The 24,526-nt window shown below is 64.5% G+C and carries 22 protein-coding genes; 12 read left to right on the top strand and 10 right to left on the bottom strand.

The genetic code is table 11. From position 1 onward, the window contains the following. Positions 1–113: 113 nt before the first annotated feature. The gene (locus tag EN862_RS27505; protein ID WP_127866624.1) at positions 114–944 is read left to right on the top strand and encodes a PhzF family phenazine biosynthesis protein; all 831 of its coding nucleotides are present in this window, start codon (positions 114–116) and stop codon (positions 942–944) included. On the opposite strand, the gene EN862_RS27500 is transcribed toward EN862_RS27505, so the two are convergent. From EN862_RS27500 to EN862_RS27490, 3 genes are all read right to left on the bottom strand, one after another. Then, positions 934–2,199 carry an LLM class flavin-dependent oxidoreductase gene (locus EN862_RS27500; protein ID WP_127866623.1) on the bottom strand — a complete coding sequence of 422 codons (1,266 nt, stop codon included), beginning with the start codon at positions 2,197–2,199 and terminating at the stop codon, positions 934–936. The two genes, EN862_RS27505 and EN862_RS27500, sit on opposite strands and share 11 nt — an antisense overlap. Then, positions 2,196–3,158, bottom strand: coding sequence for an LLM class flavin-dependent oxidoreductase (locus tag EN862_RS27495; RefSeq protein ID WP_127866622.1), 963 nt, complete (start codon positions 3,156–3,158; stop codon positions 2,196–2,198). The genes EN862_RS27500 and EN862_RS27495 overlap by 4 nt, the downstream gene beginning before the upstream one ends. 426 nt (positions 3,159–3,584) lie before the next feature. Then, positions 3,585–4,505 carry a LysR family transcriptional regulator gene (locus EN862_RS27490; protein ID WP_127866621.1) on the bottom strand — a complete coding sequence of 307 codons (921 nt, stop codon included), beginning with the start codon at positions 4,503–4,505 and terminating at the stop codon, positions 3,585–3,587. 144 nt (positions 4,506–4,649) lie between these two features. Here EN862_RS27490 and EN862_RS27485 point away from each other — a divergent pair, with 144 nt between their 5' ends. The 4 genes from EN862_RS27485 to EN862_RS27470 all read left to right on the top strand — a co-directional run bounded on the left by EN862_RS27485 (position 4,650) and on the right by EN862_RS27470 (position 9,172). After that, a complete protein-coding gene (locus EN862_RS27485) occupies positions 4,650–5,876 on the top strand; it encodes a urate hydroxylase PuuD (RefSeq protein WP_127866620.1) in 1,227 nt (408 codons plus the stop codon). 2 nt (positions 5,877–5,878) lie between these two features. Continuing rightward, positions 5,879–7,195, top strand: a complete 1,317-nt coding sequence (gene guaD, locus EN862_RS27480; RefSeq protein WP_127866619.1) for a guanine deaminase — start codon at positions 5,879–5,881, stop codon at positions 7,193–7,195. A 217-nt stretch (positions 7,196–7,412) separates the two neighbouring features. Continuing rightward, complete coding sequence (locus EN862_RS27475; protein ID WP_127866618.1) at positions 7,413–7,916, top strand: heme-degrading domain-containing protein; 504 nt, start codon at positions 7,413–7,415, stop codon at positions 7,914–7,916. Then, positions 7,913–9,172: a glycerate kinase gene (locus EN862_RS27470; RefSeq protein WP_127866617.1), complete on the top strand. Its 1,260-nt coding sequence runs from the start codon at positions 7,913–7,915 to the stop codon at positions 9,170–9,172. The genes EN862_RS27475 and EN862_RS27470 overlap by 4 nt, the downstream gene beginning before the upstream one ends. A gap of 380 nt (positions 9,173–9,552) precedes the next feature. On the opposite strand, the gene EN862_RS27465 is transcribed toward EN862_RS27470, so the two are convergent. The 4 genes from EN862_RS27465 to EN862_RS27450 form a co-directional block, all read right to left on the bottom strand. Further along, positions 9,553–11,019 (bottom strand): UdgX family uracil-DNA binding protein, encoded by a 1,467-nt coding sequence (locus EN862_RS27465; RefSeq protein ID WP_127866616.1) that lies wholly within the window; start codon positions 11,017–11,019, stop codon positions 9,553–9,555. Between the two features lie 2 nt (positions 11,020–11,021). Then, positions 11,022–12,257 carry a putative DNA modification/repair radical SAM protein gene (locus EN862_RS27460; RefSeq protein ID WP_127866615.1) on the bottom strand — a complete coding sequence of 412 codons (1,236 nt, stop codon included), beginning with the start codon at positions 12,255–12,257 and terminating at the stop codon, positions 11,022–11,024. A gap of 89 nt (positions 12,258–12,346) precedes the next feature. Then, complete coding sequence (locus EN862_RS27455) at positions 12,347–13,753, bottom strand: glutamine synthetase family protein (protein ID WP_127866614.1); 1,407 nt, start codon at positions 13,751–13,753, stop codon at positions 12,347–12,349. 11 nt (positions 13,754–13,764) lie between these two features. Beyond that, complete coding sequence (locus EN862_RS27450) at positions 13,765–15,144, bottom strand: aspartate aminotransferase family protein (RefSeq protein ID WP_127866613.1); 1,380 nt, start codon at positions 15,142–15,144, stop codon at positions 13,765–13,767. Positions 15,145–15,288: 144 nt separating this feature from the next. On the opposite strand from EN862_RS27450, the gene EN862_RS27445 reads away from it, so the two are divergent. Beyond that, complete coding sequence (locus EN862_RS27445; RefSeq protein ID WP_127866612.1) at positions 15,289–15,735, top strand: hypothetical protein; 447 nt, start codon at positions 15,289–15,291, stop codon at positions 15,733–15,735. 48 nt (positions 15,736–15,783) lie between these two features. On the opposite strand, the gene EN862_RS27440 is transcribed toward EN862_RS27445, so the two are convergent. Together EN862_RS27440 and EN862_RS27430 are read right to left on the bottom strand one after the other, a co-directional pair. Beyond that, entirely contained in the window at positions 15,784–16,758 is a 975-nt protein-coding gene (locus EN862_RS27440) for a WD40 repeat domain-containing protein (RefSeq protein WP_127866611.1), read from the bottom strand. A 331-nt stretch (positions 16,759–17,089) separates the two neighbouring features. Further along, positions 17,090–18,133 carry a GTP-binding protein gene (locus EN862_RS27430; RefSeq protein WP_127866609.1) on the bottom strand — a complete coding sequence of 348 codons (1,044 nt, stop codon included), beginning with the start codon at positions 18,131–18,133 and terminating at the stop codon, positions 17,090–17,092. A 383-nt stretch (positions 18,134–18,516) separates the two neighbouring features. Here EN862_RS27430 and EN862_RS27425 point away from each other — a divergent pair, with 383 nt between their 5' ends. After that, the gene (locus EN862_RS27425; RefSeq protein WP_112128317.1) at positions 18,517–18,990 is read left to right on the top strand and encodes a MarR family transcriptional regulator; all 474 of its coding nucleotides are present in this window, start codon (positions 18,517–18,519) and stop codon (positions 18,988–18,990) included. Between the two features lie 198 nt (positions 18,991–19,188). On the opposite strand, the gene EN862_RS27420 is transcribed toward EN862_RS27425, so the two are convergent. Then, a complete protein-coding gene (locus EN862_RS27420; protein WP_127866608.1) occupies positions 19,189–20,052 on the bottom strand; it encodes an AraC family transcriptional regulator in 864 nt (287 codons plus the stop codon). 45 nt (positions 20,053–20,097) lie between these two features. Between EN862_RS27420 and EN862_RS27415 the strand changes: the two genes are divergently transcribed. From EN862_RS27415 to EN862_RS27395, 5 genes are all read left to right on the top strand, one after another. Further along, complete coding sequence (locus EN862_RS27415) at positions 20,098–20,505, top strand: DUF2000 family protein (protein WP_127866607.1); 408 nt, start codon at positions 20,098–20,100, stop codon at positions 20,503–20,505. Positions 20,506–21,000: 495 nt separating this feature from the next. Further along, a complete protein-coding gene (locus EN862_RS27410) occupies positions 21,001–21,885 on the top strand; it encodes a DMT family transporter (protein WP_193771590.1) in 885 nt (294 codons plus the stop codon). A gap of 81 nt (positions 21,886–21,966) precedes the next feature. Beyond that, a complete protein-coding gene (locus EN862_RS27405; protein WP_042645188.1) occupies positions 21,967–22,989 on the top strand; it encodes a LacI family DNA-binding transcriptional regulator in 1,023 nt (340 codons plus the stop codon). Beyond that, positions 22,986–23,969: a 2-hydroxyacid dehydrogenase gene (locus EN862_RS27400; protein ID WP_127866605.1), complete on the top strand. Its 984-nt coding sequence runs from the start codon at positions 22,986–22,988 to the stop codon at positions 23,967–23,969. Before EN862_RS27405 ends, EN862_RS27400 begins: the two co-directional genes overlap by 4 nt. A 162-nt stretch (positions 23,970–24,131) precedes the next feature. Beyond that, positions 24,132–24,524, top strand: coding sequence for a hypothetical protein (locus EN862_RS27395; RefSeq protein WP_127866604.1), 393 nt, complete (start codon positions 24,132–24,134; stop codon positions 24,522–24,524). The last annotated feature ends 2 nt before the right edge of the window (positions 24,525–24,526 follow it).

The raw sequence follows: 24,526 nt of genomic DNA, 5'->3' as shown, positions 1-24,526 counted from the left end.
GCGCGACTCCGACTGCAGGTGTGACTGAAGCTCACCGCTGCTCGCCGGTTTCGTCATTTCCCAAAGCAGCTCGAAACGTGTTTGTTGCGCCTCATGCAAACGAGGCCAGGACCATGGACGTATTGAAGATCGCAGCCTTTTCGGACGGCAACACCGGCGGCAATCCGGCCGGCGTGGTGATCGGCGAGGCCTTGCCGGACGCGGCCGAGATGCAGCGCGTCGCAGCCGAGGTGGGCTTCTCGGAAACCGCCTTCGCGGCACCCGAAGGCGGCGGCTGGCGCGTGCGCTACTTTTCGCCGGAGTCGGAAGTGCCCTTCTGCGGCCACGCCACCATCGCGCTGGGCGCCGCGCTGGTCAGGAAGTTCGGCAATGGCGTCTTCTCGCTGATCCTCAACCAGGCGAACATCACCGTCGAAGGTTTTTGCGACGGCGCCAACGTCGCTGCTGCCCTCCAGTCGCCGCCGACGCGCAGCCGGCCGGCTTCGTCGGAACTGGCCGGCGAGGCATCGGCGCTGTTCGGTTATCAGCCGGGCGATCTCGATCCGGCCATTCCGCCAGCCCTGATCCATGGCGGCGCCGATCATCTTGTGCTGGCGCTGAAGTCGCGCGCGGCGCTGGCCGGCATGGCCTATGACCTGAAGCAGGGCCAGTCTTTCATGCGGCGCGAAGGCCTGGTCACCATCCTGCTCGCTTACGCCGAGACGCCGCGCTTGTTCCACACCCGTAATCCATTCGCCTCCGGCGGCGTCTATGAGGATCCGGCGACAGGCGCGGCGACCGCTGCCTTTGCCGGCTATCTGCGCGATCTCGGCTGGCCGCATGGCGGCGCGATCGACGTCGTCCAGGGCGAGGACATGGGCATGCGCTCGCGGCTCCATGCCGATATTCCGCCGACGCTGGGCAGTTCGATCCGGGTTTCGGGAACGGCGCGGCTTATGGATTGAATGCCTGGATCGGCCGCTTGAGGCCGAGATGGTCCCGCAGCGTGCGGCCTTCATAGTCCTTGCGGAACAGGCCGCGCCGCTGCAGTTCCGGCACCACCAGCGTCGCGAAAGCGTCGAGCTCGCCCGGGAACCAGGATGGCATGACGTTGAATCCATCGGCGGCGCCGCCTTCGAAGCGCGCCTGCAACTCGCCGGCGATCTCTCCGGCCGTGCCGACGACCCGCCAATGACCGCGCGCGCCGGCAAAGTAACGCGCCAGCTCGCGGATCGAGAGGCCGTCGCGCCGCGCCTGCTCGATGACCAGCGCCTGCCGGCTCTTCATGCCTTCGCTCTCCGGCAGCTCGGGCAGCGGCCCGTCGATCGGGTAGCGACCAAGATCGGAGATGCTGAGGTAGCTGGAGAGCAGCGCCACGCCCACATCGTCGGGGATCAATTCCTGCAGCGAGTCGTATTTCGCCTGCGCTTCAGCTTTCGTGGCGGCGACGATCGGCGCCACACCGGGCATGATCTTCACATCGTCCGGCTGGCGGCCATGGGCGGCGAGCCGCCCCTTGAGATCGTCGTAAAAGGCCTTGGCCTCCTCGAAAGTCTGCGCCGCCGAGAACACGACATCGGCGGTGCGCGCGGCCAGATCCTTGCCGTCGTCCGAGGCTCCGGCTTGCACCATCACCGGCGCGCCCTGCGGCGAGGGCGGGATGTCGAGCGGATCGCGCACCGAGAAGCTCTCGCCGTCATAGCCGGCAGGCTTGCGATGCCAGAGCCCGGTGATCACCGTGGCGAACTCGCGTGCCCGCGCATAGCGGTCGGCATGCGGGCGCAGCCCCGTCGCGCCGAAATTCGCGGCCTCGATCGGGCTCGCCGACGTGACGAGATTCCAGCCGGCGCGCCCGCCGCTCAGATTGTCGAGCGAGGCGAACATGCGCGCCAGTCCGTAGGGCTCGTTGTAGCTGGTCGATGCCGTCGAAACCAAGCCGATGCGTTCGGTCTGCGCGGCAAGGGCTGAAAGCAGGCTGATCGGCTCGAAGCCGATCGAGCGTGAGGTCTGGCTGGCAATGTTGACGTTGGCTTCACGCAGGCCGGCGGCATCCTCGCAGAACACCATGTCGAACTTCGCCGCCTCGGCCATGCGCGCCAGCGCGATGTAATGGTCGATATCGATGCCGGCCGTGACATGCGCGTCCGGATGCCGCCAGGCGGCGATATGATGGCCGGTCGCCCACAGGAACAGGCCGAGCTTCATCTGGCGCGCGCTCATTTTGCGCCTCCTGTACCGAGGCCAAGATGTGCGCGCAGCGTCGTGCCTTGCTGGCCCTGGCCGGCGAGGCCGTGGCGCTGGAGCTCCGGCAAAACGCGGTCGGTAAAATTCTGAAGTGCCGCGACATCAGCCGGCAAAACAAAATTGAAGCCGTCACAGCCGCTCGAGCCCAGCAAGCTTCGAAGCCCGTCGATAGGCGGCTCGGATTCAATGGCGACCGTCAGCAGCACCTTCTGGGCTTCCGGTTTGCGGTCGGCGGCAAGCGCCCGGCGTCTCAAATCGGCGCTAGCAACCTTGGCAGCCTCGGCCGACTGTTCCGCGATCAGGATGACGTCGGCGACACGGCTCGCGAAGTCGCGATCGGTCTCGTTTAAGCCGGACATGACCAGCACAGGCGTGTCCTGCGGCGAGCGCGCGACATTGAGCGGCCCGCGCACCGCGAAGAACTCGCCCCTATGGTCGAGGAAATGCATCCCGTCGGGATCGTGAAACCGGCCGCCCGCCTTGTCCAACAGCAAGGCGTCCCGGTCCCAGCCCTGCCACAGCCCCTGGACTATGCCGATATATTCTTCCGCGCGGCGGCGAAAGTCGTCGTCCGAAAACCCTTCTGGGCGGCTGAAATTCGCCGCCTCGCGCGGGTTCTGCCTCAGCGTTGCGTTCCAGCCGATGCGGCCGTGGCTGATGACCTCGAGCGAGGCAAACCGGCGCGCCAGATTGTAGGGCTGGTGCGCCAGCGTCGAGGCGCTGGCCACGAGGCCGATCCTCTCCGTCACTGTGGCCAGCGCGGCCAGCAGCGTGGTTGCTTCGAACGGGCTGGTCGAAGGCTCGTCGGCGACGTCGGAAATGATGACCATATCCACACCGGCCGCTTCCGCCTGCCGTATGAACGCGCTGATCTGGCCGAATTCCAGGACGTCTTGCCCTGTGGCTGCGATGTTGAGCGAAACGGCGAAATGCATGTGGCGGCCCTTCGCCTGCCCTGAAATCGGGCAGACGTCTGGCCACCAACCTAGGCCCCTCTTCGCGCATGGCAACGGGACGGAGTAGGCCACCAGCCTGTCACTTGCCGGCCAGCATTCTTCTGCGTCGAGGCAGAGGCCTTGGCCCGAATGTCATGTTGGCGGCCACATGTTTCGGCGATTAGCCGTGAACGCCTCTCGCGGCCGTCATTCTATGGCGGAGCAAGGAGCGAAGCGACGCGGCGCAAATCATAGAATCCATTCCGTGACGTCGAGGCGCCGCCCAACGAAGCAGAATTCTGCTCCGCTGCACCATACGATTAAGGTCACGGAATGGATCCTCGGGTCTGCGCGCCGCTACGCGTCGCTCCGCCCGTGGATGACGACGTCACGGAGGCTTCGGCCAATCCCGAGGCAAAGCCACCGCTACTTCCCCGCAAGAATATCCTTGATCAGCCGCTGGCAGCGCTCGGCCATGAAGTCGAGCAGCAGCCGCACCTTCGGGTCCTGCAGCTTCTTGTGCGGATAGACGGCGGCGAACTGCACCGGCGTCGGCGGCGTCTGGGGCAGGATCACCTTCAGCCGGCGGTCGCGGATGAAGGGTTCCACCTCGAAACGCGGCTTGTTGATGATGCCGCGGCCCGACAGCGCCCAGCCGGTCAACACGTCGCCGTCGTCTGTGTCGTAAGGGCCGTGCACCTCGAACTTCTGCTGGCCGCTCGGCGTCTGCAGCGTCCAGACATATTCGCGCGCGCCGGCATAGCGCAGCATCAGGCAGTCGTGCTTCCTGCCGACCAGTTCCTGCGGCTCGGCCGGTTCGCCGCGCGCCTCCAGATATTTCGGCGAGGCCACCAGCACGCGCTCGCATTCCATGATACCGCGCATCCTGAGGCTGGAATCCTCGATGATGCCGAGGCGGAAGGCGACGTCGATGCCTTCCTTCATGATGTCGACATTGTGGTCGGAGAGCCTGAGACGCACCTCGATGTCTGGATATTTGTCGTGGAAATCCGGGATGCCCGAGGCGATCAGCCGCCGTCCAAGGCCGAGCGGCGCCGTCACCCGGATCGTGCCGCGCGGCTGGCCGGAAAGTGCTGCGACCGCGGCTTCCGCCTCGGTGATGGCGTCCAGCACCTGCTTGGCGCCGGTGTAGAACACCGTGCCGTGCTCGGTCGGCATCAACTGCCTTGTCGTGCGGTTGAACAGCCGGACGCCGAGATGTTTCTCCAACTCCTTGATGCGGTTTGACGCGACGGCCGGCGAAATGCGCATGTCACGCCCCGCCGCCGACAGATTGCCAAGCTCGACGACGCGGACGAAGACGGCGATGTTGTCGAGATAGGCCATGCGTGGCTTTCAGACGGCTGCGAGGGACAGCCTAGTATTTTCCATTTTTTTTTGAAAGTCATCGCGCGCCTCGCCTCTTTTCGTTTGCGCTGCACACCGTAAAGTCGCTCTCATCGGCAGGGACGATTTCCCAGGGGCGACACAATGATGGATTTTGCGATTTTCTGGGATTGGCTGAGCTTCGCCGTCCGCTGGCTGCATGTCATCACCGGCATCGCCTGGATCGGCTCTTCCTTCTATTTCGTCGCCCTCGACCTCGGGCTGCGCCAGCGTCCCGGCCTGCCTGCCGGCGCCTTCGGCGAGGAATGGCAGGTGCATGGCGGCGGCTTCTACCACATCCAGAAATACCTGGTGGCGCCGGCCGAGATGCCGGAACACCTCACCTGGTTCAAATGGGAGTCCTATGCCACCTGGCTGTCGGGCTTCGCCATGCTCTGCGTGGTCTACTATGCCGGCGCCGATCTCTTCCTGATCGATCCCAACGTGCTCAACATCTCGGCGCCGGTCGGCATTCTTCTGTCGCTGGCCACCATCGGCGTCGGCTGGATCGTCTACGATCTCCTCTGCCGCTCGCCGCTCGGCAAAAGCGATACCGGGCTGATGCTGGTGCTTTACGGCGTGCTAGTCTTCATCGCCTGGGGGCTCACCCATCTCTTCTCCGGCCGCGCCGCCTTCCTGCATCTCGGCGCCATCACCGCCACGATCATGTCGGCCAATGTCTTCATGGTCATCATCCCCAACCAGAAGATCGTCGTCGCCGACCTGATCGCCGGCCGCAAGCCTGATCCGAAATACGGCAAGATCGCCAAGCAGCGCTCGCTGCACAACAACTATCTGACCTTGCCGGTCCTGTTCCTGATGCTGTCGAACCACTACCCGCTGGCCTTCGGCACGCAGTTCAACTGGGTTATCGCCTCGCTGGTCTTCATCATCGGCGTGCTGATCCGGCACTATTTCAACACGGTGCACGCGCGCAAAGGCAACCCGACCTGGACCTGGCTGGGCGCCGCCGTGCTGTTCATGATCATCATCTGGCTGTCGACCGTGCCGAAGGTGCTGACCGGCGAGCCGAAGACCTCCGCCGCCTCCGCCGCCGCTCAGGTCTACATCGCCTCGGCCCATTTCCCGGCGGTGCGCGACACCGTGCTCGGCCGCTGCTCCATGTGCCATACGGAAGAGCCGGTCTATGAAGGCATTTACCATGCGCCGAAGGGCGTGCTGCTCGACACCGACGAGCGCATCGCCGAGCATGCACGCGAGATCTACATCCAGGCCGGCCGGGCGCATGCCATGCCGCCCGCCAACGTCACCCAGATCACCGACCAGGAACGGGCCCTTCTGGTCGCCTGGTTCGAAGGCGCCGGAAAGTGAGCATGACAGCGAAAATTCTGCGCGGCCGCACGCTGTCCTTCCTGCGTTGGCCTGAAACGGTCGACGACCATTCCGCCTGGCGCTACGAGGAGGATGGCGCCCTGCTGATCGACAATGGCAGGATCGTCGCCGCCGGCTCCTATACCGATGTCCTGAAGGAAGCCGCGACGGACGTCGAGACGATCGACCATCGCCCGCATCTCATCCTGCCGGGCTTCATCGACGCGCATGTCCATGTGCCGCAGATGCAGATCATCGCCTCCTACGGCGCCGAGCTGCTCGACTGGCTGAACAAGTACACCTTTCCGGAAGAGTCGAAATTCCAGAACGCGCAGCACGGCCGCCGCATCGCGCGGCTCTTCCTCGAAGAGATGCTGCGCCACGGCACGACGACGGTCGCCGCCTATTGCTCGGTTCACAAATCGTCCGCCGAAGCCTTCTTCGCCGAGTCGCATGAGCGCAACATGCTCAACATCGCCGGCAAGGTGATGATGGACCGCAACGCGCCGGACGGCGTGCTCGACACGCCCCAGACCGGCTACGACGACAGCAAGGCGCTGATCGCTGAATGGCACGGGAGGGGCCGCCAGCTCTATGCCGTCACGCCGCGCTTCGCCATCACCTCGACGCCCGAGCAGATGGAGATGGCCGGCGCACTCTGCCGCGAATATCCCGACCTCCACATGCAGACGCATCTGTCGGAGAACCACGCCGAGGTCGCCTTCACCCAGGAACTCTATCCCTGGTCGCGCGACTACACCGACGTCTATGAGCATTACGGCCTGCTCGGCAAAAAGAGCCTGTTCGGCCACTGCATCCATTTGTCGGAGCGCGAGGCGGATGCGCTGTCGCACTCTGGCTCGGTCGCGGTGTTCTGCCCGACCTCCAATCTTTTCCTCGGATCCGGCCTGTTCGACTACCAGCGCTATCGTCGGCGCGAGAAGCCTCTTCGGATCGCGGCCGCGACCGATGTCGGTGGCGGCACCAACTATTCGATGCTGCGCACCATGGACGAGGGCTACAAGGTGATCGCGCTGAACGGCGAGAAGCTGAACCCGTTCCAGTCCTTCTGGCAATTGACGCGCGGCAACGCCGAGGCGCTGTCGGTGGCCGACAAGGTCGGCACGCTGGAGGAGGGCACCGATGCCGACATCGTCGTGCTCGATGCCCACGCCACGCCGGGCATGCGGCTCAGGATGGAGACCGTGGAGACGCTGGCCGAGGAACTGTTCCTGCTGCAGACGCTGGGCGACGATCGGGTCGTGCGCGAGGTCTATGTGGCGGGCCGGCCCGCGAAGAGCGCGATTGCGGCTGGCTGACCCCCTCACCCGGATTGCCAACCGAATTGTGAAGGACAATTCGGGGCAATCCGACCTCTCCCCGAGGGAGAGGAGGTCGTGGAGGTCGGCGCCAGCCTCTTCTCCGCGCCGGGGAGAAGGTGGCCGCGAAGCGGCCGGATGAGGGGGCCTCCGCGACGAATGCTTGACCAGACAGAGCTTGTCGTACAAACGACGGTGGAATTTCGGAGAAAGAGACATGGCCACCGCCGACGACATCGCTCTGATCAAGAAACAGGAAGCCACGCTGGTCTTCCCGGCCTTTGACGAGGCCGTCGCCTTCAAGATCGGCTCCGCCATCCGGGACCGGGCGCTGAAGGAAGATCTGCCGATCATCGTCGACATCAGGACCTTCGACCGGCCGCTCTTCTATGCCGCCATGCCGGGCTCCAACGCCTCCAATCCCGATTGGGCGCGGCGCAAGATCAATGTCGTGAAGCGCTATTTGGGAAGCACCTACCGTCTTGTGCTGGAGCAGCAGCGGCCCGACCGCACCTTCAAGGTCGGCGAGGGACTGGATATCGCCGACTATGTGCTGGCGGGCGGCGGTTTCCCGGTCACCGTCAAGGGGGCCGGCGTCATCGGCGTCATCGCCGTTTCCGGTTTGCCGGAGCGCGAGGATCATGGCGTCGTGGTCGATGCGCTGTGCGCGCATCTGGGCATCGATGCGAGCGGGCTCGCGCTGCCGCCGGAAGAAAAATGACCGACCCGAAAAGCTTCCTCACTTCAATCTTCAACGCCGCCGTCGCCGCCGCTGATCCGGAAAAGACGATCCGCAATCATTTGCCGGCGAAGCCCAGGGGCCGCACCATCGTCATCGGCGCCGGCAAGGGCTCGGCCCAGATGGCGGCGGCCTTCGAGAAGGTCTGGGATGGTCCGATCGACGGCCTTGTCGTCACGCGTTACGGCTATGGCGCCAGATGCGAGCGCATCGAGATCATCGAGGCGGCGCACCCGGTGCCGGATGCCGCAGGCCTGGAGGCCTCGCGCCGGCTGCTCGAGAAGGTGCGAGGCCTGACTTCGGACGACCTGGTCGTGGCGCTGATTTCCGGCGGCGGCTCGGCCCTGCTGCCGTCTCCCGCTCCGGGCCTCACCTTGGCCGACGAGATCGCCGTCAACGAGGCGCTGCTTGCCTCCGGCGCGCCGATCGCGGCGATGAACACCATCCGCAAGCATGTCTCGACCATCAAGGGCGGGCGCCTGGCTGCAGCCGCGCATCCGGCGCGGGTCGTATCGCTGGTCGTCTCCGACATCCCCGGCGACAACCCGGCGTTGGTCGCCTCGGGGCCGACCGTTCCCGACACCGGCAGCCGCGCGGACGCGCTGGCCTCGATCGCCGCTTATGGCATGAAGCTGCCGGCCTCGGTCATGGCGCATATCCAGTCGCCCGCCGCCGATGCGCCGCGTCCCGATGATCCGCGCTTTGCCGGCAACGAAGTGCATCTGACCGCCTCCGCGGGCGTGTCGCTGGAAGCCGCCGCCACCGAGGCCAAGCGGCAAGGCATCGAGGCCGTCATCCTGTCGGATGCCATCGAGGGCGAGGCCCGCGAGGTCGGCGGCGTCCACGCGGCGATCGCGCGCGAAGTGGCGACCCGCAACCGTCCCTTCAAGAAGCCCGTGCTGATCCTGTCCGGAGGCGAGACGACGGTGACGCTGCGGGCCAAGGGCAAGGGCGGCCGCAATTCCGAATTCCTGCTTGCCTTTGCCATCGGCATCGATGGCATCGACGGCATTCACGCACTTGCTGCCGATACCGACGGCATCGATGGTTCCGAGAACAATGCCGGCGCCTTCGCCGATGGCTCGACCGTGGCCCGCATGCGGGCGGCAGGTGTCGATGCCAAGGCGATGCTGGCCGGCAACAATGCCTGGACGGCTTTCAATGCGGTCGGGGACTTGTTCGTCCCGGGACCAACGGGCACGAATGTGAATGATCTAAGGGCGATTCTGGTCCGCTAGAGGCGAGGCCTCCAACTTCGTCATTCCAGGGCGAAGCAGGAGCGAAGCTCCGTCGCGAAGACCCTGGAATCCATTCCGTGACGTCGGGCGTGGAATGCAGCGGAGCAGAATTCTGCACCCGTTGCGGCGCGTTTAAGTCACGGCATGGGTCCTCGGGTCTGCGCGCGTCGCTTCGCTCCTTGCTCCGCCCGTGGATGACGAAGTGATGGAGGTTTCGGCTAATGTCAAAGGTCGCACGACCGTGCGACAGCATCCGCGTGTGCGAGTTCCCATAAGCGGCCTAAATCGATCACGCCTTGATTAACTCTTATGGTCCGTGAGCACCGGAAGCGCAGGAAACCGCCATTTGCAGGCCAGCTTCACCTGAACATCAATACTGCCTAAGCAGCCATCAGCTGTTTGACCTTCCGCATATCCTGCAAGAACCGCTCCCGCTCGGCTTCCTTGTCCTCCTGCTCCCGGATGCGCAGGATGAAGGACGGATGGATGGTCAGGAACACGCGCAAGCCATCCTCGCGCTCGACCACGTCGCCGCGCATCTTGGTGATCGGCACCGCCTTGCCGAGCAGCGACTGCGCCGCCGTCGCGCCGAGTGCCACCACGAGGTTGGGCTTGATCAGGTCAAGCTCCTTGTCCAGCCACCAGCGGCAGGCCTGGATCTCGCCGGCATTGGGCTTGGAATGGATGCGCCTTTTGCCGCGCGGCTCGAATTTGAAGTGCTTCACCGCATTGGTCACATAGACCTTGCGGCGATCGATTGCGGCGTCGTCCAGGATGCTGTCGAACACCTTGCCCGCCGGCCCGACGAACGGCTTGCCGGCCAGATCCTCCTGGTCGCCGGGCTGCTCGCCGACGAAGATCACATCGGCGTTCTCCGGTCCCTCGCCGAAGACGGTCTGCGTCGCGTCGCGCCAGAGCGGGCAGCGGCGGCAGCCTTTCGCCTCCGCGCGCAGCTCCGGAATATCGTCGGCCTCGGGCGCCACAACATCGGACGGCTCCGGCGTAGGCCAGTGCTTGGCCTTCACCTTGGCATGGTGCGGTGCTGGGCTGGTTGGCATCCGGGCGATCATGTCTGACGCGGCTTTATCCGCTCCTGCTATCAAATCTGGAATGAGCGAGGCCTCGGGAAGGTTCCGCCAATATTTCTTCGGCATCTCCTTCTGCATCGCCTTCACCTTGAGGCGGGCCGGGTTGAAGATGTTTTCGAAATAGGTCCGCCACAGCGTCTCGGCATCGTCTTCCGCCGGCGCGTCGCGTTTGGCCGCACCCGGCCCGATCGCCAGTCGCTCGCCGTCCCAGTCGGCCGAGGCATGCGGGGTCAGGATCGTCCAGCGCATGGCGGTGAAGCGCCGCACGAAGAAATCGGCGTTGCGCTCGACGATGTAATGGTCGGGCTCGAACCACGCGACATAGCGCTCCTCCGCGCCCTCGCCGATCTTCCGGAAACGCACGAAAGCGCGCATCTTATGGATGTCGCGGTGCACCGCCTTCTCCATAGTCTCCAGCCGCCGGATGTCGGGATCGGTCGCGATCGAAAGCAGCCTCGGCTCGGAACGCAACCGCCAGAGCAGCCGGTAGAGAAAGCCGAAGCGCTCGCGGTCGCAATGGCAGATCACGGTCTCGGCGCGCTCGATGAAGTCGCGCGGCACCACCAGCCGCGCATCGGCTTGCGCAGCCGGCAAATCGCTGGCGCGATCTTCGCGATCCGGCTCGACCTGCCACGCGACATCTTCCGGCGGAATATCGTTCGTCGCCAGCCGGCGCGCCGCATCGCGCCAGCCGGCAAAATCGGTCTGGCTTTCGAGCCGGACGACATGAGCGGTGAGGTTGAGCTGGGTTCTTGCCATGGTCAGAACAAGGAAAGCTGCTCGCAGGAGCGGGTGATCGCCTGGCGCAAGCCGGCCTTGTCGGTCAGCGCGCCCGGCGACCAGCCTTCCGCGACGATGAAGGGCCGCACCTTGGCGACCGAATGGCAGAGCCGGCCGATATCCTCGAGCCGCAGCCGGCGATAGCGCCGTGTCTCGATGATCCGGTCGATGACCTTGGTGCCGAGCCCGGGAACGCGCAGCAGCGCCTCTCGCTCGGCGCGGTTGACGTCGACCGGGAATCGGCCCCGGTTGTGCAGCGCCCAGGCGAGCTTGGGATCGATGGCAAGGTCGAGCATCCCGTCATTGCTGCCGGCCAGGATTTCCGGCTGCGAGAAACCGTAGAAACGCATCAGCCAGTCCGCTTGGTAGAGCCGGTGCTCGCGCATCAGCGGCGGCTTCTGCAAGGGCAGCGAAGATGATGAATCGGGGATCGGGCTGAAGGCAGAGTAATAAACGCGGCGCAGGTGGTAGCTGCCATAGAGCCGGGCGCTGGCGCGCAATATGCCATCGTCGGAGGTCTTGTCGGCGCCGACGATCATCTGCGTCGTCTGGCCGCCTGGCGCGAAGCGCTCGCGCCTGCGGCTCTGCATTGTCGGCTCGGCCTTCTCCTCGATCTTGCGGCGCAGCTTGGCCATCGAAAGCCGGATCGTTTCCGGTTTCTTCTCCGGCGCCAGTTTCTTGACCCCTTCGTCCGTCGGCAGCTCGACATTGATCGACAAGCGGTCGGCATAAAGCCCTGCCTTCTCGATCAGTTCGGCAGATGCTTCGGGGATGGTCTTGAGGTGTATGTAGCCGCCGAACTTTTCCTCGATCCTGAGTCTGCGCGCCACCTCGACCATCTCGCCCATCGTCTCGTCGGGCGAGCGAATGACGCCAGAGGACAGGAACAGCCCCTCGATATAGTTGCGGCGATAGAAATCCATGGTGAGCTTCACCACCTCATCGACGCTGAAGCGGGCACGCCGCACATTCGAGGACGAGCGGTTGATGCAATAGCTGCAGTCGTAGATGCAGAAATTGGTGAGCAGGATTTTCAGGAGCGAGATGCAGCGCCCGTCCGGCGCGTAGGAATGGCAGATGCCGGAGCCCTCGGTCGAGCCGATGCCGCCCGATCTTAGTGAGTGGCGTTTCGCCGACCCGGAAGACGCGCAGGAAGCATCGTATTTGGCGGCGTCGGACAGGATCGCCAGTTTCTCGCGGACGGAAAGCACAGCCATTTGTTCATGATATGTTCCAGAAATGCAATTGGCTATAACTTTTGATTGCCGTCGGCAAAACGTGATCGCCGCGCGCGTGTCGGTCCGCCTTACACCTCGTGCAGATAAAGGTGATAGTCCAATTCGCTGACCGTGCGCGCGACGCGCAGATATTCAGCCTGCTTGATCGCCACGAAGGTCCGGTGCAGGTCTGGGCCGAGCGCCGATTTCAGGAAATCGGATCCCCTGGCCGCCTCGATCGCGGCGCGCCAGTCGGCCGGCATGGTAGATCTTTCGCTCGCCTGCTCGTAACCGTTCCCGGTGGTCTCTGGCCCCGGATCCAGCCCTTCGTCGAGCCCTTTGACGATGCCGGCCAGCACCGTCGCCGCCACCAGATAGGGATTGGCGTCGACGCCCGACGGCCGGTGCTCGATGCGGCGGTTCTTGGCATCGCCCGCCGGCACGCGCAGCGCTACCGAGCGGTTGTTGACGCCCCATGTCGGCGCCACCGGCGCGTAGGATTGCGAGACGAAGCGCCGCCATGAATTGGCGTGCGGCGCGAACACCAGCATCGATTCCGCCATGGTGTGGATCAGGCCGCCAAGCGCGTTGAGCAGCTTCGGTGACCATTTCTCGCCGGTGGCCTCGGTGAACACGTTGCGGCCGGCATCGTCCTGCAGCGAGACGTGGAAATGCATGCCGGAGCCGGCATAGGCCTCGATGGGCTTGGCCATGAAGCAGGCGGTGACGCCGTGCCGCCGCGCCTGCGCCCTGACCAGCCGCTTCAGCATGACGAGGTCGTCAGCCGCGCGCATCACGTCCTTGCGGTAGTTCAGCGTCAGCTCGTACTGGCCGGGCGCGTATTCGGAAATGACGGTCTCGGCCGGAATGCCTTGCGCCTTGGCAGCGGCGTAGATGTCGGAAAACAGCGGTTCCATGCCGTGCAGATGGTCGACCGAATAGACTTCGGTCTTCGCGGAACGGCGGCCGTCGAGCACCGCGCGGGCGGGCTGCACCTTGCCATCCGCGTCGCGGTCATTGGACAGCAGGAAAAATTCCAGCTCGAAGGCGCCGGCCGGATGCAGGCCGCGCGCCGCCAGCAATTCCACATGCCTTGCCAGCACCAGCCGTGGGTCGGAGGTCATCGGTTGGCCGTCGAGATGGTACATCGACATCAGCACCTGGCCGCGCGCCGGATTGGTGCCGTAGAGCGGCGCCAGCGTGCCCGGGATCGGCCACGCCCTGAGGTCGCCGTCGCCTGTATCCCACACCAGCCCGGTCTCGTGCACATCCTCGCCGGTGATGTCGAGGCCGAGGATCGAGATCGGCAGATGCCTTCCGTTCTCGAAAATGCCCATCAGCTCATGCCGGCGCACGATCTTGCCGCGGCCGATGCCGTTGGCGTCGGTAAGCACGATGTCGAATGCCTCGATCTCGGGATTCGCGTCGAGAAAGGCCTTCGCCTCGGCGGGCGTTGAGGCGGAAGGGGACGTGGCAACGGCGTTCGGATTGTCCATGGCCGCTTTTCTCACGCCGTAAGCCTGGCCGCAACCGCGGCAAAGGCCGCGATCAGCCGGCTCACTTGCGCTGAAGTCGTCACCGGCGAGATCAGCATCATGTTGTGGAACGGCGCGATCAGCACGCCGCGATTGACCAGCGCGACATGGATGGCGGCTTCGAGCTCAGGCGCGTGCGCCTTCTCGGCCTCGCCGCCATTGTGAAGCGGCCCGGGCGCGCAGATGAACTCCACGCGCGCGCCGACTCGCGCGACATGCCAGGGCAGCTTGTTGCGCTGGATGACGGCGGTCAGCCCCGCATCGAGCCGGCGCGCCAGCCGGTCCATATGGGCATAGGCCTCCTCGGTCATCACCTCTTCCAGCGTCGCGCGCATTGCCGCGAACTGCAGCGGATTGGCCGACAGCGTCGTGCCCATGCCGGAATATCCGGGTTCCTTGGTGCGGTTGTAGGCGGCGTAACGCGTGGCCACCTCCTCGCTCATCCCCCAGATGCTCGCTGGCACGCCGCCGGCCACCGGCTTGCCGAGCACGAACAGGTCTGGCTCCAGCCCGTGCTTCTTCGTATAGCCGCCCGGGCCGGTGGAGATCGTGTGGGTCTCGTCGATCAGGAGCAGCGTGTCGGCCGCGCGGGTCAGCCGCCGCAGCGCGTCATGGAAGCCGGCATCCGGCAGCACCATGCAGGAATTGGTCAGCACCGGCTCGGTGATGACGCAGGCGACGTCGCGGTGCGCAAGCGCTGCTTCCAAGGCTGGGATGTCGTTGAACTCGACGACCTTGGTCGCCCGCGTGAGATCCCGGAATTCGCCTGCCAATCCAGGCCGATTCACCGGCTTGCCATCGATCAGCCGCACCATCGTCTCGTCTACCGAGCCGTGATAGCAACCGTTGAAGACCAGAATCTTCTCGCGTCCGGTCACGGCGCGGGCGACGCGCAGCGCGAAGCGGTTGGCGTCGGTGGCGGTGGTGGCGATCTGCCAGTAGGGGAGGCCGAAGCGCTGCTGCAGAAGCTGGCCGATCGCCAGCGCATCCTCGCTGGGCAGCATGTAGGTCAGGCCGCGCGCCGCCTGCCGGCGGATGGCGCGTGCGACCGCCGGCGGCGAATGGCCGAGCATCGAGCCGGTGTCGCCCAGGCAGAAATCGTCGAGCCTGTTGCCGTCGATGTCGGTGATGGTGGCGCCCTTGGCGCCGTCGACGAGGATCGGGAACGGTGTCGGCCAGTCGATCATCCAGTGCATCGGCACGCCGCCGAGGAAACCGGCGATGCCGTTGCCGAGCTTCGCCTCGGACTTCGGCCGCGCCTTGCGGAAGGCCGCCGCCTCCGCCTCTCGCAACTCGGCAATGCGGGCGATGTCGATGCCGCCGATGGAAGTCCGTGAATCCGATGCCTGCATGAAAACCCCTGTGTTTCGCGCGGCACTCTGCCCATGGCTTGGCAAAACTGCAATTGGCCGCGCCGGGGGCTCGCATTGGATCAGCGCTCTTGACCCGGCGCGGTCGTCGGGGCCTCATTGTGGGCAGGCATGGAGGACGGGGAAATGCGGACAGTTCTTTGCGCGGCAGTGCTTCTTGCATCGATGAATGGCGGTTTCGCCTCCGGCGCGCTCTGGTGCTCGGTGGATGACCCCAAGGTTGCTTTCCAGCTCGACGCTGGCGTCACCCGTGGCCTGGGTGGGCCGACCTTCAATTTCCGCGGTGATTTAGAGATCAAGGACCGTCCCGCCGCCGACAGTCTGCGCAAGACGGTGTTCGAGGACCAGAACCTTGCGCAGTACTGGCTCGACGGCGAGGATTTGCGGCTGCTCGTTTATCGCGAGCACGAAGCCAAGGACACCTACCGCTCTGTGGAGCTGACGATCGTGACCAAGGCCAAGGACGAAGGCACTTATGACGGGAGCTACACCCTCGCGATCTATGACGGCACGGCCGGCGCGAGCAGCGATCCCGTCGAGTTTAAGGGCGATGTGTCCTGCGGCGCGGAATGATCAAACCGCGATGGCATAGGCAGGAGGTAGGTGTCGTCGCCCTACTGCCTACGCAGTGATGTCAATCACGCCGCAGTCGCCGGCCGCGCTGCCGAACACGATGCGGCCCTCTTCCTTGTCCCACATCATCGCGGTGATGGCACCCTTGCCGGGGCGGCGCAGCAGCACTTCCTTGGCATCGGCAAAGCGCGCCGCGATCACCATGCCATCCTCATAGCCGATGGCCACCACGTCCTGGCTCGGATGGCAGGCGACGCAGGTCACCATCGTGTTGCCGCGCGTGCCGAGCTCCAGCGGCGCCTTGCCCATGGGTCCGTCTTTGCTGGCGAACGGCCACACAATCGCAGCCGGCGCGCCGGAACTCGCCAGCCATTTGCCCTTCACGCTCCACGACAGGCTCTTCACCTTGCCGGGATAGCCGCTCATGCGCATGTGCTTGCCGTCGGCCAGCTTCCAGCCATGCAGCGCGTTTTCCTGCATGGTGGTGACCAGGAACGCCCCATCCGGCGAGAAAGTGAGACCCGTATGGGCGCCGGCCCATTCAAGCTCCACCGGCTTGCCCTCGGCTGCCGGAAAATGCAGCGTCGCGCCATTGTAACGGGCGACGCCGAAACGCATGCCCTTGGGCGAGAAGGCGAGCCCTTCCACCGAGCGCGGATGGGCGAATTCCTTGATCTTGCCGTCGCCGAACCGCACGAAGGCGGTCTTGCCGGAGGCATAGGCGACCGCACCCTGCGGCCCCCCGGCGACGCTGGTGATCCATTTTTTTCCAGCGCTTGCGAGTTCGCTCACCTCGCCGCCGGCCTTCACGGCAAACACCTTGCCGTCCTCGCCACCGGTGATCAGCCGGTCGTTGGCCGCGTCGTGAAAGGCGGCAAGCAGGCCGTCATTGGCCTGCACCGTCTTTTGCCCGTTGTCCAGGCGATGGACCGCGCCATCGGCCAAAGCGAAATGCGGCACGTCGTTGAGGAAGACGGCGGCGACGCAATGGCCTTCAAGATCAAGCGGGGCAACTGTGGGCATGGTTTCCTGGATGAACGAGATTTTTGATTTGTCTGGCGGCTTACTCGACGATCTACGCTCCGGCAAGCCTACGTCGTAAGCATTGCAATCAGCCGAACGCGCCGCTCACAGTCGATCTACGTGTCGCTGGCAAAAACTACAGGATGTCCGGCAAAGCCGCTATCGCTGCCCTTAGTTTGGCGTTTGGCCCAGGCGGATCCTTCAGTAGTTTGTGGATGAGAGCGAAATCACAATAGGATACCTTCAAAAGCTCAGTCGTATCGATCGTGACCGGGCTCTCTCTCTCAGTCTTACTATCGCCAGGGTCGGCCATAAATGCTTCCGATCATTCCTACGCCTGGCAGGCCTCAAAACTCTTGCGCAGTCGCTCGGCGTCGAGATCGCGGCCGATGAAGACCAGCCGGCTCTCGTGCTTCTCGTCGTCCTTCCAGGCGCGCTGGTGGTCACCCTCGAGGATCATGTGCACGCCCTGCAGCACGTAGCGGTCCTCGTCGCCTTTGAGCGCGATGATGCCCTTCAGCCGCAGGATGTTTGGCCCTTCCATCTGGGTCACCTTCTCGATCCAGGGGAAGAACTTCTTCGGGTCCATCTCGCCGCCGCGCAGCGACACCGACTTCACCGTCACGTCATGGATGTCGGAAGCATGGTCATGATGGTGATGATGATCGTGCCCATCATGATCGTGATGGTCGTGGTCGTGATGATCGTGATCGTAGTCATGCGCATCGAGGAAATGCGGATCGTTCTCCAGCGCGCGCGACAGGTCGAAGGCGCCACGGTCGAGCACTTCCTCGAGCGCCACGCCGGACCGCTGCGTGCGATGGATTTTTGCCGCCGGGTTAATGGCGCGGATCGTCGCTTCGACCTTTTCGAGCTCTTCCGGCGTGACGAGATCGGTCTTGTTCAGCACCACGACATCGGCGAAGGCGATCTGGTCCTCGGCTTCCTTGGAATCCTTCAAGCGCAGCGGCAGGTGCTTGGCGTCGACCAGCGCCACCACCGCGTCGAGCTTGGTCTTGGTGCGCACGTCGTCGTCCATGAAGAAGGTCTGCGCCACCGGCACCGGGTCGGCGAGGCCGGTCGTCTCTACGACGATGGCGTCGAAGCGGCCGGGCCGTTTCATCAGGCCTTCGACGACGCGGATCAGGTCGCCGCGCACCGTGCAGCACACGCAGCCATTGTTCATCTCGTAGATTTCCTCGTCGGATTCCACGATCAGGTCGTTGTCGATGCCGATCTCGCCGAACTCGTTGACGATGACGGCGTAGCGCTTGCCGTGGTTCTCCGACAGGATGCGGTTGAGCAGCGTCGTCTTGCCCGCGCCGAGATAGCCGGTGAGAACGGTTACGGGGATTTGCGTCTGTGCATCGCTCATGGCTTGCCTCGAAATCTTGGTCTCGAAATCTGGATTGTCGGCCTCATATAGGATGGGTGTCGCGCTTTTGCACGCGCCAAACCGATGGGCCAGGCGGACCCTCCGGGCGGGATGGCGGCGAGGAGGGATTGGCGGCGGTCGAGGCCGCCAAACGAGGGAGCCATGGCAGCGCCAAATAGCCCTGGCCGGCTTCCGCTATGAATCCTGCCTGCTCAAAAGTCGTTTGTCATCTAACTGAAATAAACATCTGGCATCACCTGCGCGGGCACCGCAATGCTTGCCGGCAAAGCGTTCCGCAAGCCGGTTTCTAACAGATCGTCATTTGCCAACCGTCGGGCAGCCTCTATGCTGGCCGCGCCGGTTGGGCCGAAGAGGGAATGGCCATGGCCAAGGCGGACAAGACAGCGACAATGAGCCGGCTGCATTCGGCGGCGAGGCTGGCGCGCACGGCGCTCGCGGCGCGGCTTCTGGCGCATGGTTTCTACGCCGGCCAGGACCAGATCATGCTGGCGCTCGACCGTGAGGACGGCCAGACCCCCGGCAATCTCGCCGGCAAGCTCGGCGTGCGCCCGCCGACGATCACCAAGACCATCAACCGGCTGCAGGCGCAGGGTTTTCTGGAAAAGCGCGCCTCCAATGCCGATGCCCGCCAGGCCCATATCTTCCTCACCGAGTCCGGCCGCGAAACCATCCGCGCCATCGAGAAGTCGGTCAAGAAGACCGAGAAGCAGGCGCTGAAGGGTCTCGACAAGAAGGACCAGAAGGCGCTGTTCAAGCTGCTCGCCCGTATCGAGGCGAATCTGTCGAACGAAGACCTGGTCCTGATGGACGACGACGCGGAGATGGATGAAGCGTGAAAGCGCGACGCGCAGCGTCGTCGCTCAACCGCGAGACGTTCCCGTTAACGAGCGACGCGGCAAGCGATGCCAAGCATCGTCGCGCAACTGTGGACCTGCATCGTGGGTTTAGAGGGAAAGGGCGACGACGCTACGCGTCGCGCCTAGGCGGCCATCATCGGGCGTCTCGCGGTTAGCGACGATGGCTGCGCATCGCGCCTACGCGTCGCGCCTCACCAGCGCCGCCCAGCGACCCGGCGTCATGCCGAACGCCTTCTTGAAATGCCGGTTGAAATGGCTCTGGTCGCTGAAGCCGGCGCCGGCGGCGATTTCCGCCAGCGGTTCTCCCCCGGCGATCATGCGCCGCGCCCTTTGCAGCCGGCGCATCAACAGGAAGCGATGCGGGCTGGTCGAATAGGTCGCGCGAAAATGCCGTGACAACTGATAGCGGTCGAGGCCGGTAACGGCCTCGAGCTCATCGGAGCGCACCGGCCGTTCGGCGTTCTCCGCAAGATAGTCGCGGGCAAGCGCGGCGGCTCGCCATGCGGTCTTGCCGGTCGACTTTGCCGGCTTTCCGGCATGGCGCCTCAGCTGCTGCGCCAGCTGCGCGACGAAATCCGCAACGAACAGGTCGCCGAGTTCTTCGTCCAGCGGCGCCAGCGCCGACAGCAGCGTGTCTCGCAATGCCGGATCGCTGACCACGGCGTTGCGCACGAAAGGCAGCGGCTCGCCGTCGAGGCAGTCGAGCAGCAGGGACGGCTCTAGATAAAGGATCCTGTAGCGCAACCCGTCTTCCGTCCCGGCGCCGCCGTCATGCAATTCGTCGGGGTGCAGCACGATCGCCTGGCCGGGCAGGCTGTGTTGCAGCGCGCCGCGATAGTGGAAGCGCTGCACGCCCTGCAACGTTACGCCGATCGCATAGGTGTCGTGCCGGTGCGGCTCGAAAGCGTTGCCGTGGAAACGCGCCTCGATGCGTTCGAGGCCCAGCCCGCCAGGCGCCGAAACGATGCGACCGCCGTTGGCCGCATCCGCGCACGAACGTTCAAGACCTTGCTTCGCCTCTGCGCCTAGAGCCTGCGCCATAGCCCTGTTCCGCCCGTCACGGGTCATCTCGGAGTCTCAATCTTGGTGTTCGATACGAAAATTGCAATTGTCCTGAGGGACGCTCTGCCCGTTTGGCAGAAGCTCAACGTCACCGCCTTCCTCACCAGCGGCATCGTCGCGCAGTTCCCCGAGATCATCGGCGAGCCCTATCGCGACCGTGCCGGCAACCTTTACAACCCAATGTCGATCCAGCCGGTCATCGTCCTGTCGGCCGACGCGGCGACGCTGGGCACGATCCATCTCCGGGCGCTGGAGCGCGGCGTGACGGCGTCCGCCTATGTCGAGGAGATGTTTTCGACCGGCCATGATGCCGCCAATCGCGCTGTCTTCGCCGAATTCGCGCCGGACGACGCCAAGATCGTCGGCATCGCTCTGCGTGGCGAGAAGAAGCTCGTCGACAAGATCACCAAGGGCGCCCGCATGCATGGCTAAAAAGGGTGGCATGCCCCTTCTCCCAAGGGACCATTGCGGACGTTTGGGGTTGGCCTGAACGCCCATCACGTCGTCATTCTATGGCGGAGCAAGGAACGCAGCGACGCGGCGCAGACCAGAATCCATTCCGTGACTTAGGCGTTGCCACGATGCAGAATTCCGCTCCGTTGCGCCCTTCGGCGAAGGTAACGGAATGGATCCTCGGGTCTGCGCGCCGCTTCGCGTCGCTCCGCCCGTGGATGACGACGTCGCGGAGGCTTCGGCCAATCCCTCGACGATCAGGCTGAATGCCTATCCCGTCGAGGACCGTTCAAGCCAATCGCCTTCCTCAACGCGCTCTAAGCCTGTCCAAAGCGCTTATTAGGCCAGTCGCTTTTGGCTTGCCGGCCAGCGGCGATTGCCGCAGAAGGGGACGTCTATCCTTCCTTCGGCCCGACCTTGACCATTTCCAAAACCAACGACGACAGCGCAACGCCGCCCGTGGCGATGCTTCTGATGCTTTGCGTCTATGTCTGCTTCACCTTTCTCGATACCTCCAGCAAATACCTGGTGCTGGCCGGCGTCTCGGCGCTGATCGTCGCCTGGGCCCGTTTCACCGTCCATGTCCTGCTGGTCGGGCTTTTCCTGCGCGGCTGGCGCGAACCGGCGCGTTTTCGCGCCAAAAACCTGCCGGCGCATATATTGCGCGGCTGCCTGCTGTTCGGCTCGACCATGTTCAACATCCTGGCGCTGAAGACGCTGCAGCTGGCGGAGACCACGTCGATCTATTTCTTCGGCCCGATGGTCATCACCGCGCTTGCCGGTCCGCTGCTCGGCGAATGGGCCGGCTGGCGGCGCTGGCTGGCAATCCTCACCGGCTTTGTCGGCGTCCTGATCATCACCCGGCCGGGCGTCGGCGTGTTCGGCATCGGTCATCTCTTCGCGCTGGGCTCGATGCTGTCTAACAGCTTTTATGTCATCATGACCCGGCGCATGTCGTCCACCGAGACGTCCGAGAGCCTGATCCTGTTCTCGGCTTTGGCGCCGGCGGCGCTGCTCTTGCCCACGCTGCCCTTCTCGCATGCGCTGCCGCAGGACGGCTGGCACTGGATCATTCTTTTGATGCTGGGCGTTTTCGGCGCCGGTGGCCACTATCTGCTGGTGCAGGCCTATCGCCTCGCCACCACCACGGCACTTGCGCCTTATCCCTATTCGCAAATGGTGTGGATGATCATTTCCGGGTGGGTGATCTTCCACCAGTTCCCCGATCGCTGGACGCTGCTCGGCGCGGCCATCATTGTTGCCAGCGGTCTTTACATCATCCACCGCGAGCACCGGCTGCGCCTGCGCGACCTCGCGACGGTGGATACAGAAGCCGAGAGTCTGGCGAAAAAACTTTGAATTGCTCCTTGATCGGTGGCATAAGGCCGCATTTAAAAAATTTAAAGACGTGGTTCCGAGGACCCTGGGGAGCGAAGGGCACTGGCACAGAAGATCAAGCTTTCGACAATCGCGGATGCGCTCGGCGTCTCCACGGCAACGGTATCGCTGGCGCTGCGCGACAGCCCGCTGGTGGCCGGCGCCACGCGGGAACGCATCAAGGAGCACGCGCGCGCCATCGGCTATATCTACAACCGCCGCGCCGCCTCGCTGCGCACCTCGCGCTCCGGCATCGTCGGCGTCGTCGTGCATGACATCATGAACCCGTTTTTCGCCGAGATCCTGCGCTCGATCGAAAGCGAGCTCGACCGCAGCCGCCAGACCTTCATCCTGTCCAACCACTATGACCAGCTCGAAAAGCAGCGCACCTTCATCGACACGCTGCTGCAGCTCGGCGCCGACGGTGTCATCATGTCGCCGGCCATCGGCACGCCGGCCGAGGACATCATCATGGCTGAGGAAAACGGCCTGCCGGCGGTGCTGATCGCGCGCAGCGTCGCCGGTGCCGACGTGCCGGTGTTCCGCGGCGACGATGCCTATGGCACCGCGCTGGCCACCAATCATCTGATCTCGCTCGGCCATAAGCGCATCGCCATGGTCGGCGGCACCGACCAGACCTCGACCGGCCGCGACCGTTACCAGGGCTACCTCAACGCCATGGAGGCGGCCGGCCTTGAGGTGAAGCCGTCCTGGCGCATTCCCGGGCCCCGCACCAAGCAAGCGGGTTTCGAAGCCGCGGGGCAGTTTCTGGCGCTGAAGGACAAGCCCACGGCTGCCTGCTGCTGGAACGATCTGGTCGCGATCGGGCTGATGAATGGCATCGCGCGGGCGGGCCTCGTGCCCGGCGTCGATATCTCGGTCACCGGTTATGACGATCTCGAGGAGGCGGCGATCGCGACGCCGGCCCTGACCACGGTCTGGAATGGCCAGCGCGAGGTCGGCCGCCGCGCCGCAAGCGCCTTGCTCGACAAGCTGAACGGGCAGGCGGTGCGGCCCTCGCAAGAGCTGATCAAGCCGGAACTGCATGTGCGGCAGTCGACCGGCAAGCCGGTGGAGCGTGCATGACCAGTGCAGAAGGAAAATTGCCGGTCGCCATCCTGGTGCCGGGCGATTTCAACGACCATGCCGTCGGCCGCATCGACAAGGCGTTCAAGCTTGTGCGCATCGAACGCGCCGACCCTGGGCTGGTCACGGAAGAGATGCGCGCCACCGTGCGCGGCATCGCCTCCTATGCGGGCATCAACGCGGCGATGATCGACGCGCTGCCCAACCTTGAGATCATCGCCAGTTTCGGCGTCGGCTACGATTCGGTCGACGCCAATCACGCGGCGAGGTGCGGCGTCATGGTCACCAACACGCCCGACGTCCTGACCGAGGAGGTCGCCGACACCGCCATCGGCCTTTTGATCAACACCGTGCGCGAACTCTACGCCGCCGAGAAATGGCTGCGCGACGGCGACTGGGTGAAGAAGGGTAATTATCCCCTGAGCCGGCTTACCTTGCGCGGCCGCAGCGTCGGCATTTTCGGCATGGGCCGTATCGGCCGCGCCGTCGCCCGCCGCCTTGAAGCCTTCGGACTGCCGATCGCTTACCACAATCGCCGCAAGGTCGAAGGCCTGCCTTACCAATATCATGCCACGTTGAAAGGCCTTGCCGAGGCCGTCGATACGCTGATTTGCATTGCCCCGGGCGGCGCCTCCACGGAGAAAGCGATCAACGCCGAAATCCTGTCGGCGCTGGGTTCGAACGGCGTCTTCGTCAACATCGGCCGCGGCTCGGCGGTGGACGAGACAGCACTGGCCGCCGCCCTCGAGAGCGGCACAATTGCCGCTGCCGGGCTCGACGTCTTTGCCGATGAACCGAACGTGCCGCGGGCCCTGCTCGACGCTGCCAATGCCTCGCTTCTGCCGCATGTCGGCTCGGCGTCGGTCCACACCCGCCGCGCCATGGCTGATCTCTGCGTCGACAATCTCGTTGCCTGGTTCACCGAGCGCCGGCCGCTGACGCCCGTGCCGGAGACCATCAACGTCAAGGCGCGCGGCTAGAGCAGTCCCAGGGAAGGTCTGAAAGGGCTTTCGGTAGCCTATGGGGGCATTGAACCGTTCCGGGGCGCTTCGCCACATCTGTTAATGCCTTGGCAGATCCATTAACTCCTGCTTAACTCTTTGAAATCATTTTCCATACTTGATCGAGTGTGGAGAAGCGGCGTGAAGCTGGTAGCCGGGTTGGTTGTGTCGGTTGCGCTGTTCGGGGGCGCGCATGTCCTGTCTGACGGCCAGGGTCCGAGCACGGCTGTCGAGACCGTCTCCTCCAGCACCTATCGATTGACGGCCAATGGCGACGAAGCCGCCTGCGCCGTACAGCGGGGTGCCGCCGTCTCGGATGGCCTGTCGCGGCTCAAGATCGCCCCGGATTGCCGCCAGCTGATGCCCGGCATCGAGCGGGCAAGATTCTGGCGCGAGCAGGCGGACGGCTCGGTTGCCTTCAGCGAGAACGGCATTGATCCGATCGTCACCTTCGGCGTTGCCGATGGCGACGGCTACGAATCCTACGCGCCGTCCGCGCCGCTTCTGGCTTTGAACAACGACAGCAGCAACTGAAC

Source organism: Mesorhizobium sp. M2E.F.Ca.ET.219.01.1.1 (assembly GCF_004016445.2).
In the GTDB taxonomy this organism is placed as follows: domain Bacteria; phylum Pseudomonadota; class Alphaproteobacteria; order Rhizobiales; family Rhizobiaceae; genus Mesorhizobium.
This window is presented reverse-complemented; position numbering and strand designations above follow the sequence as displayed.

Excerpts from the sequence above, each read along its gene's own strand:
- EN862_RS27485 (WP_127866620.1), top strand. The coding sequence starts at position 4,650 with ATGATGGATTTTGCGATTTTCTGGGATTGGCTGAGCTTCGCCGTCCGC.
- EN862_RS27445 (WP_127866612.1), top strand. The coding sequence starts at position 15,289 with ATGCGGACAGTTCTTTGCGCGGCAGTGCTTCTTGCATCGATGAATGGC.
- EN862_RS27450 (WP_127866613.1), bottom strand. The coding sequence starts at position 15,144 with ATGCAGGCATCGGATTCACGGACTTCCATCGGCGGCATCGACATCGCC.
- EN862_RS27430 (WP_127866609.1), bottom strand. The coding sequence starts at position 18,133 with ATGAGCGATGCACAGACGCAAATCCCCGTAACCGTTCTCACCGGCTAT.
- EN862_RS27400 (WP_127866605.1), top strand. The coding sequence starts at position 22,986 with ATGACCAGTGCAGAAGGAAAATTGCCGGTCGCCATCCTGGTGCCGGGC.
- EN862_RS27440 (WP_127866611.1), bottom strand. The coding sequence starts at position 16,758 with ATGCCCACAGTTGCCCCGCTTGATCTTGAAGGCCATTGCGTCGCCGCC.
- EN862_RS27490 (WP_127866621.1), bottom strand. The coding sequence starts at position 4,505 with ATGGCCTATCTCGACAACATCGCCGTCTTCGTCCGCGTCGTCGAGCTT.
- EN862_RS27460 (WP_127866615.1), bottom strand. The coding sequence starts at position 12,257 with ATGGCTGTGCTTTCCGTCCGCGAGAAACTGGCGATCCTGTCCGACGCC.
- EN862_RS27505 (WP_127866624.1), top strand. The coding sequence starts at position 114 with ATGGACGTATTGAAGATCGCAGCCTTTTCGGACGGCAACACCGGCGGC.
- guaD (WP_127866619.1), top strand. The coding sequence starts at position 5,879 with ATGACAGCGAAAATTCTGCGCGGCCGCACGCTGTCCTTCCTGCGTTGG.
- EN862_RS27425 (WP_112128317.1), top strand. The coding sequence starts at position 18,517 with ATGGCCAAGGCGGACAAGACAGCGACAATGAGCCGGCTGCATTCGGCG.
- EN862_RS27455 (WP_127866614.1), bottom strand. The coding sequence starts at position 13,753 with ATGGACAATCCGAACGCCGTTGCCACGTCCCCTTCCGCCTCAACGCCC.
- EN862_RS27500 (WP_127866623.1), bottom strand. The coding sequence starts at position 2,199 with ATGAGCGCGCGCCAGATGAAGCTCGGCCTGTTCCTGTGGGCGACCGGC.
- EN862_RS27475 (WP_127866618.1), top strand. The coding sequence starts at position 7,413 with ATGGCCACCGCCGACGACATCGCTCTGATCAAGAAACAGGAAGCCACG.
- EN862_RS27495 (WP_127866622.1), bottom strand. The coding sequence starts at position 3,158 with ATGCATTTCGCCGTTTCGCTCAACATCGCAGCCACAGGGCAAGACGTC.
- EN862_RS27470 (WP_127866617.1), top strand. The coding sequence starts at position 7,913 with ATGACCGACCCGAAAAGCTTCCTCACTTCAATCTTCAACGCCGCCGTC.
- EN862_RS27465 (WP_127866616.1), bottom strand. The coding sequence starts at position 11,019 with ATGGCAAGAACCCAGCTCAACCTCACCGCTCATGTCGTCCGGCTCGAA.
- EN862_RS27410 (WP_193771590.1), top strand. The coding sequence starts at position 21,001 with ATGCTTTGCGTCTATGTCTGCTTCACCTTTCTCGATACCTCCAGCAAA.
- EN862_RS27420 (WP_127866608.1), bottom strand. The coding sequence starts at position 20,052 with ATGGCGCAGGCTCTAGGCGCAGAGGCGAAGCAAGGTCTTGAACGTTCG.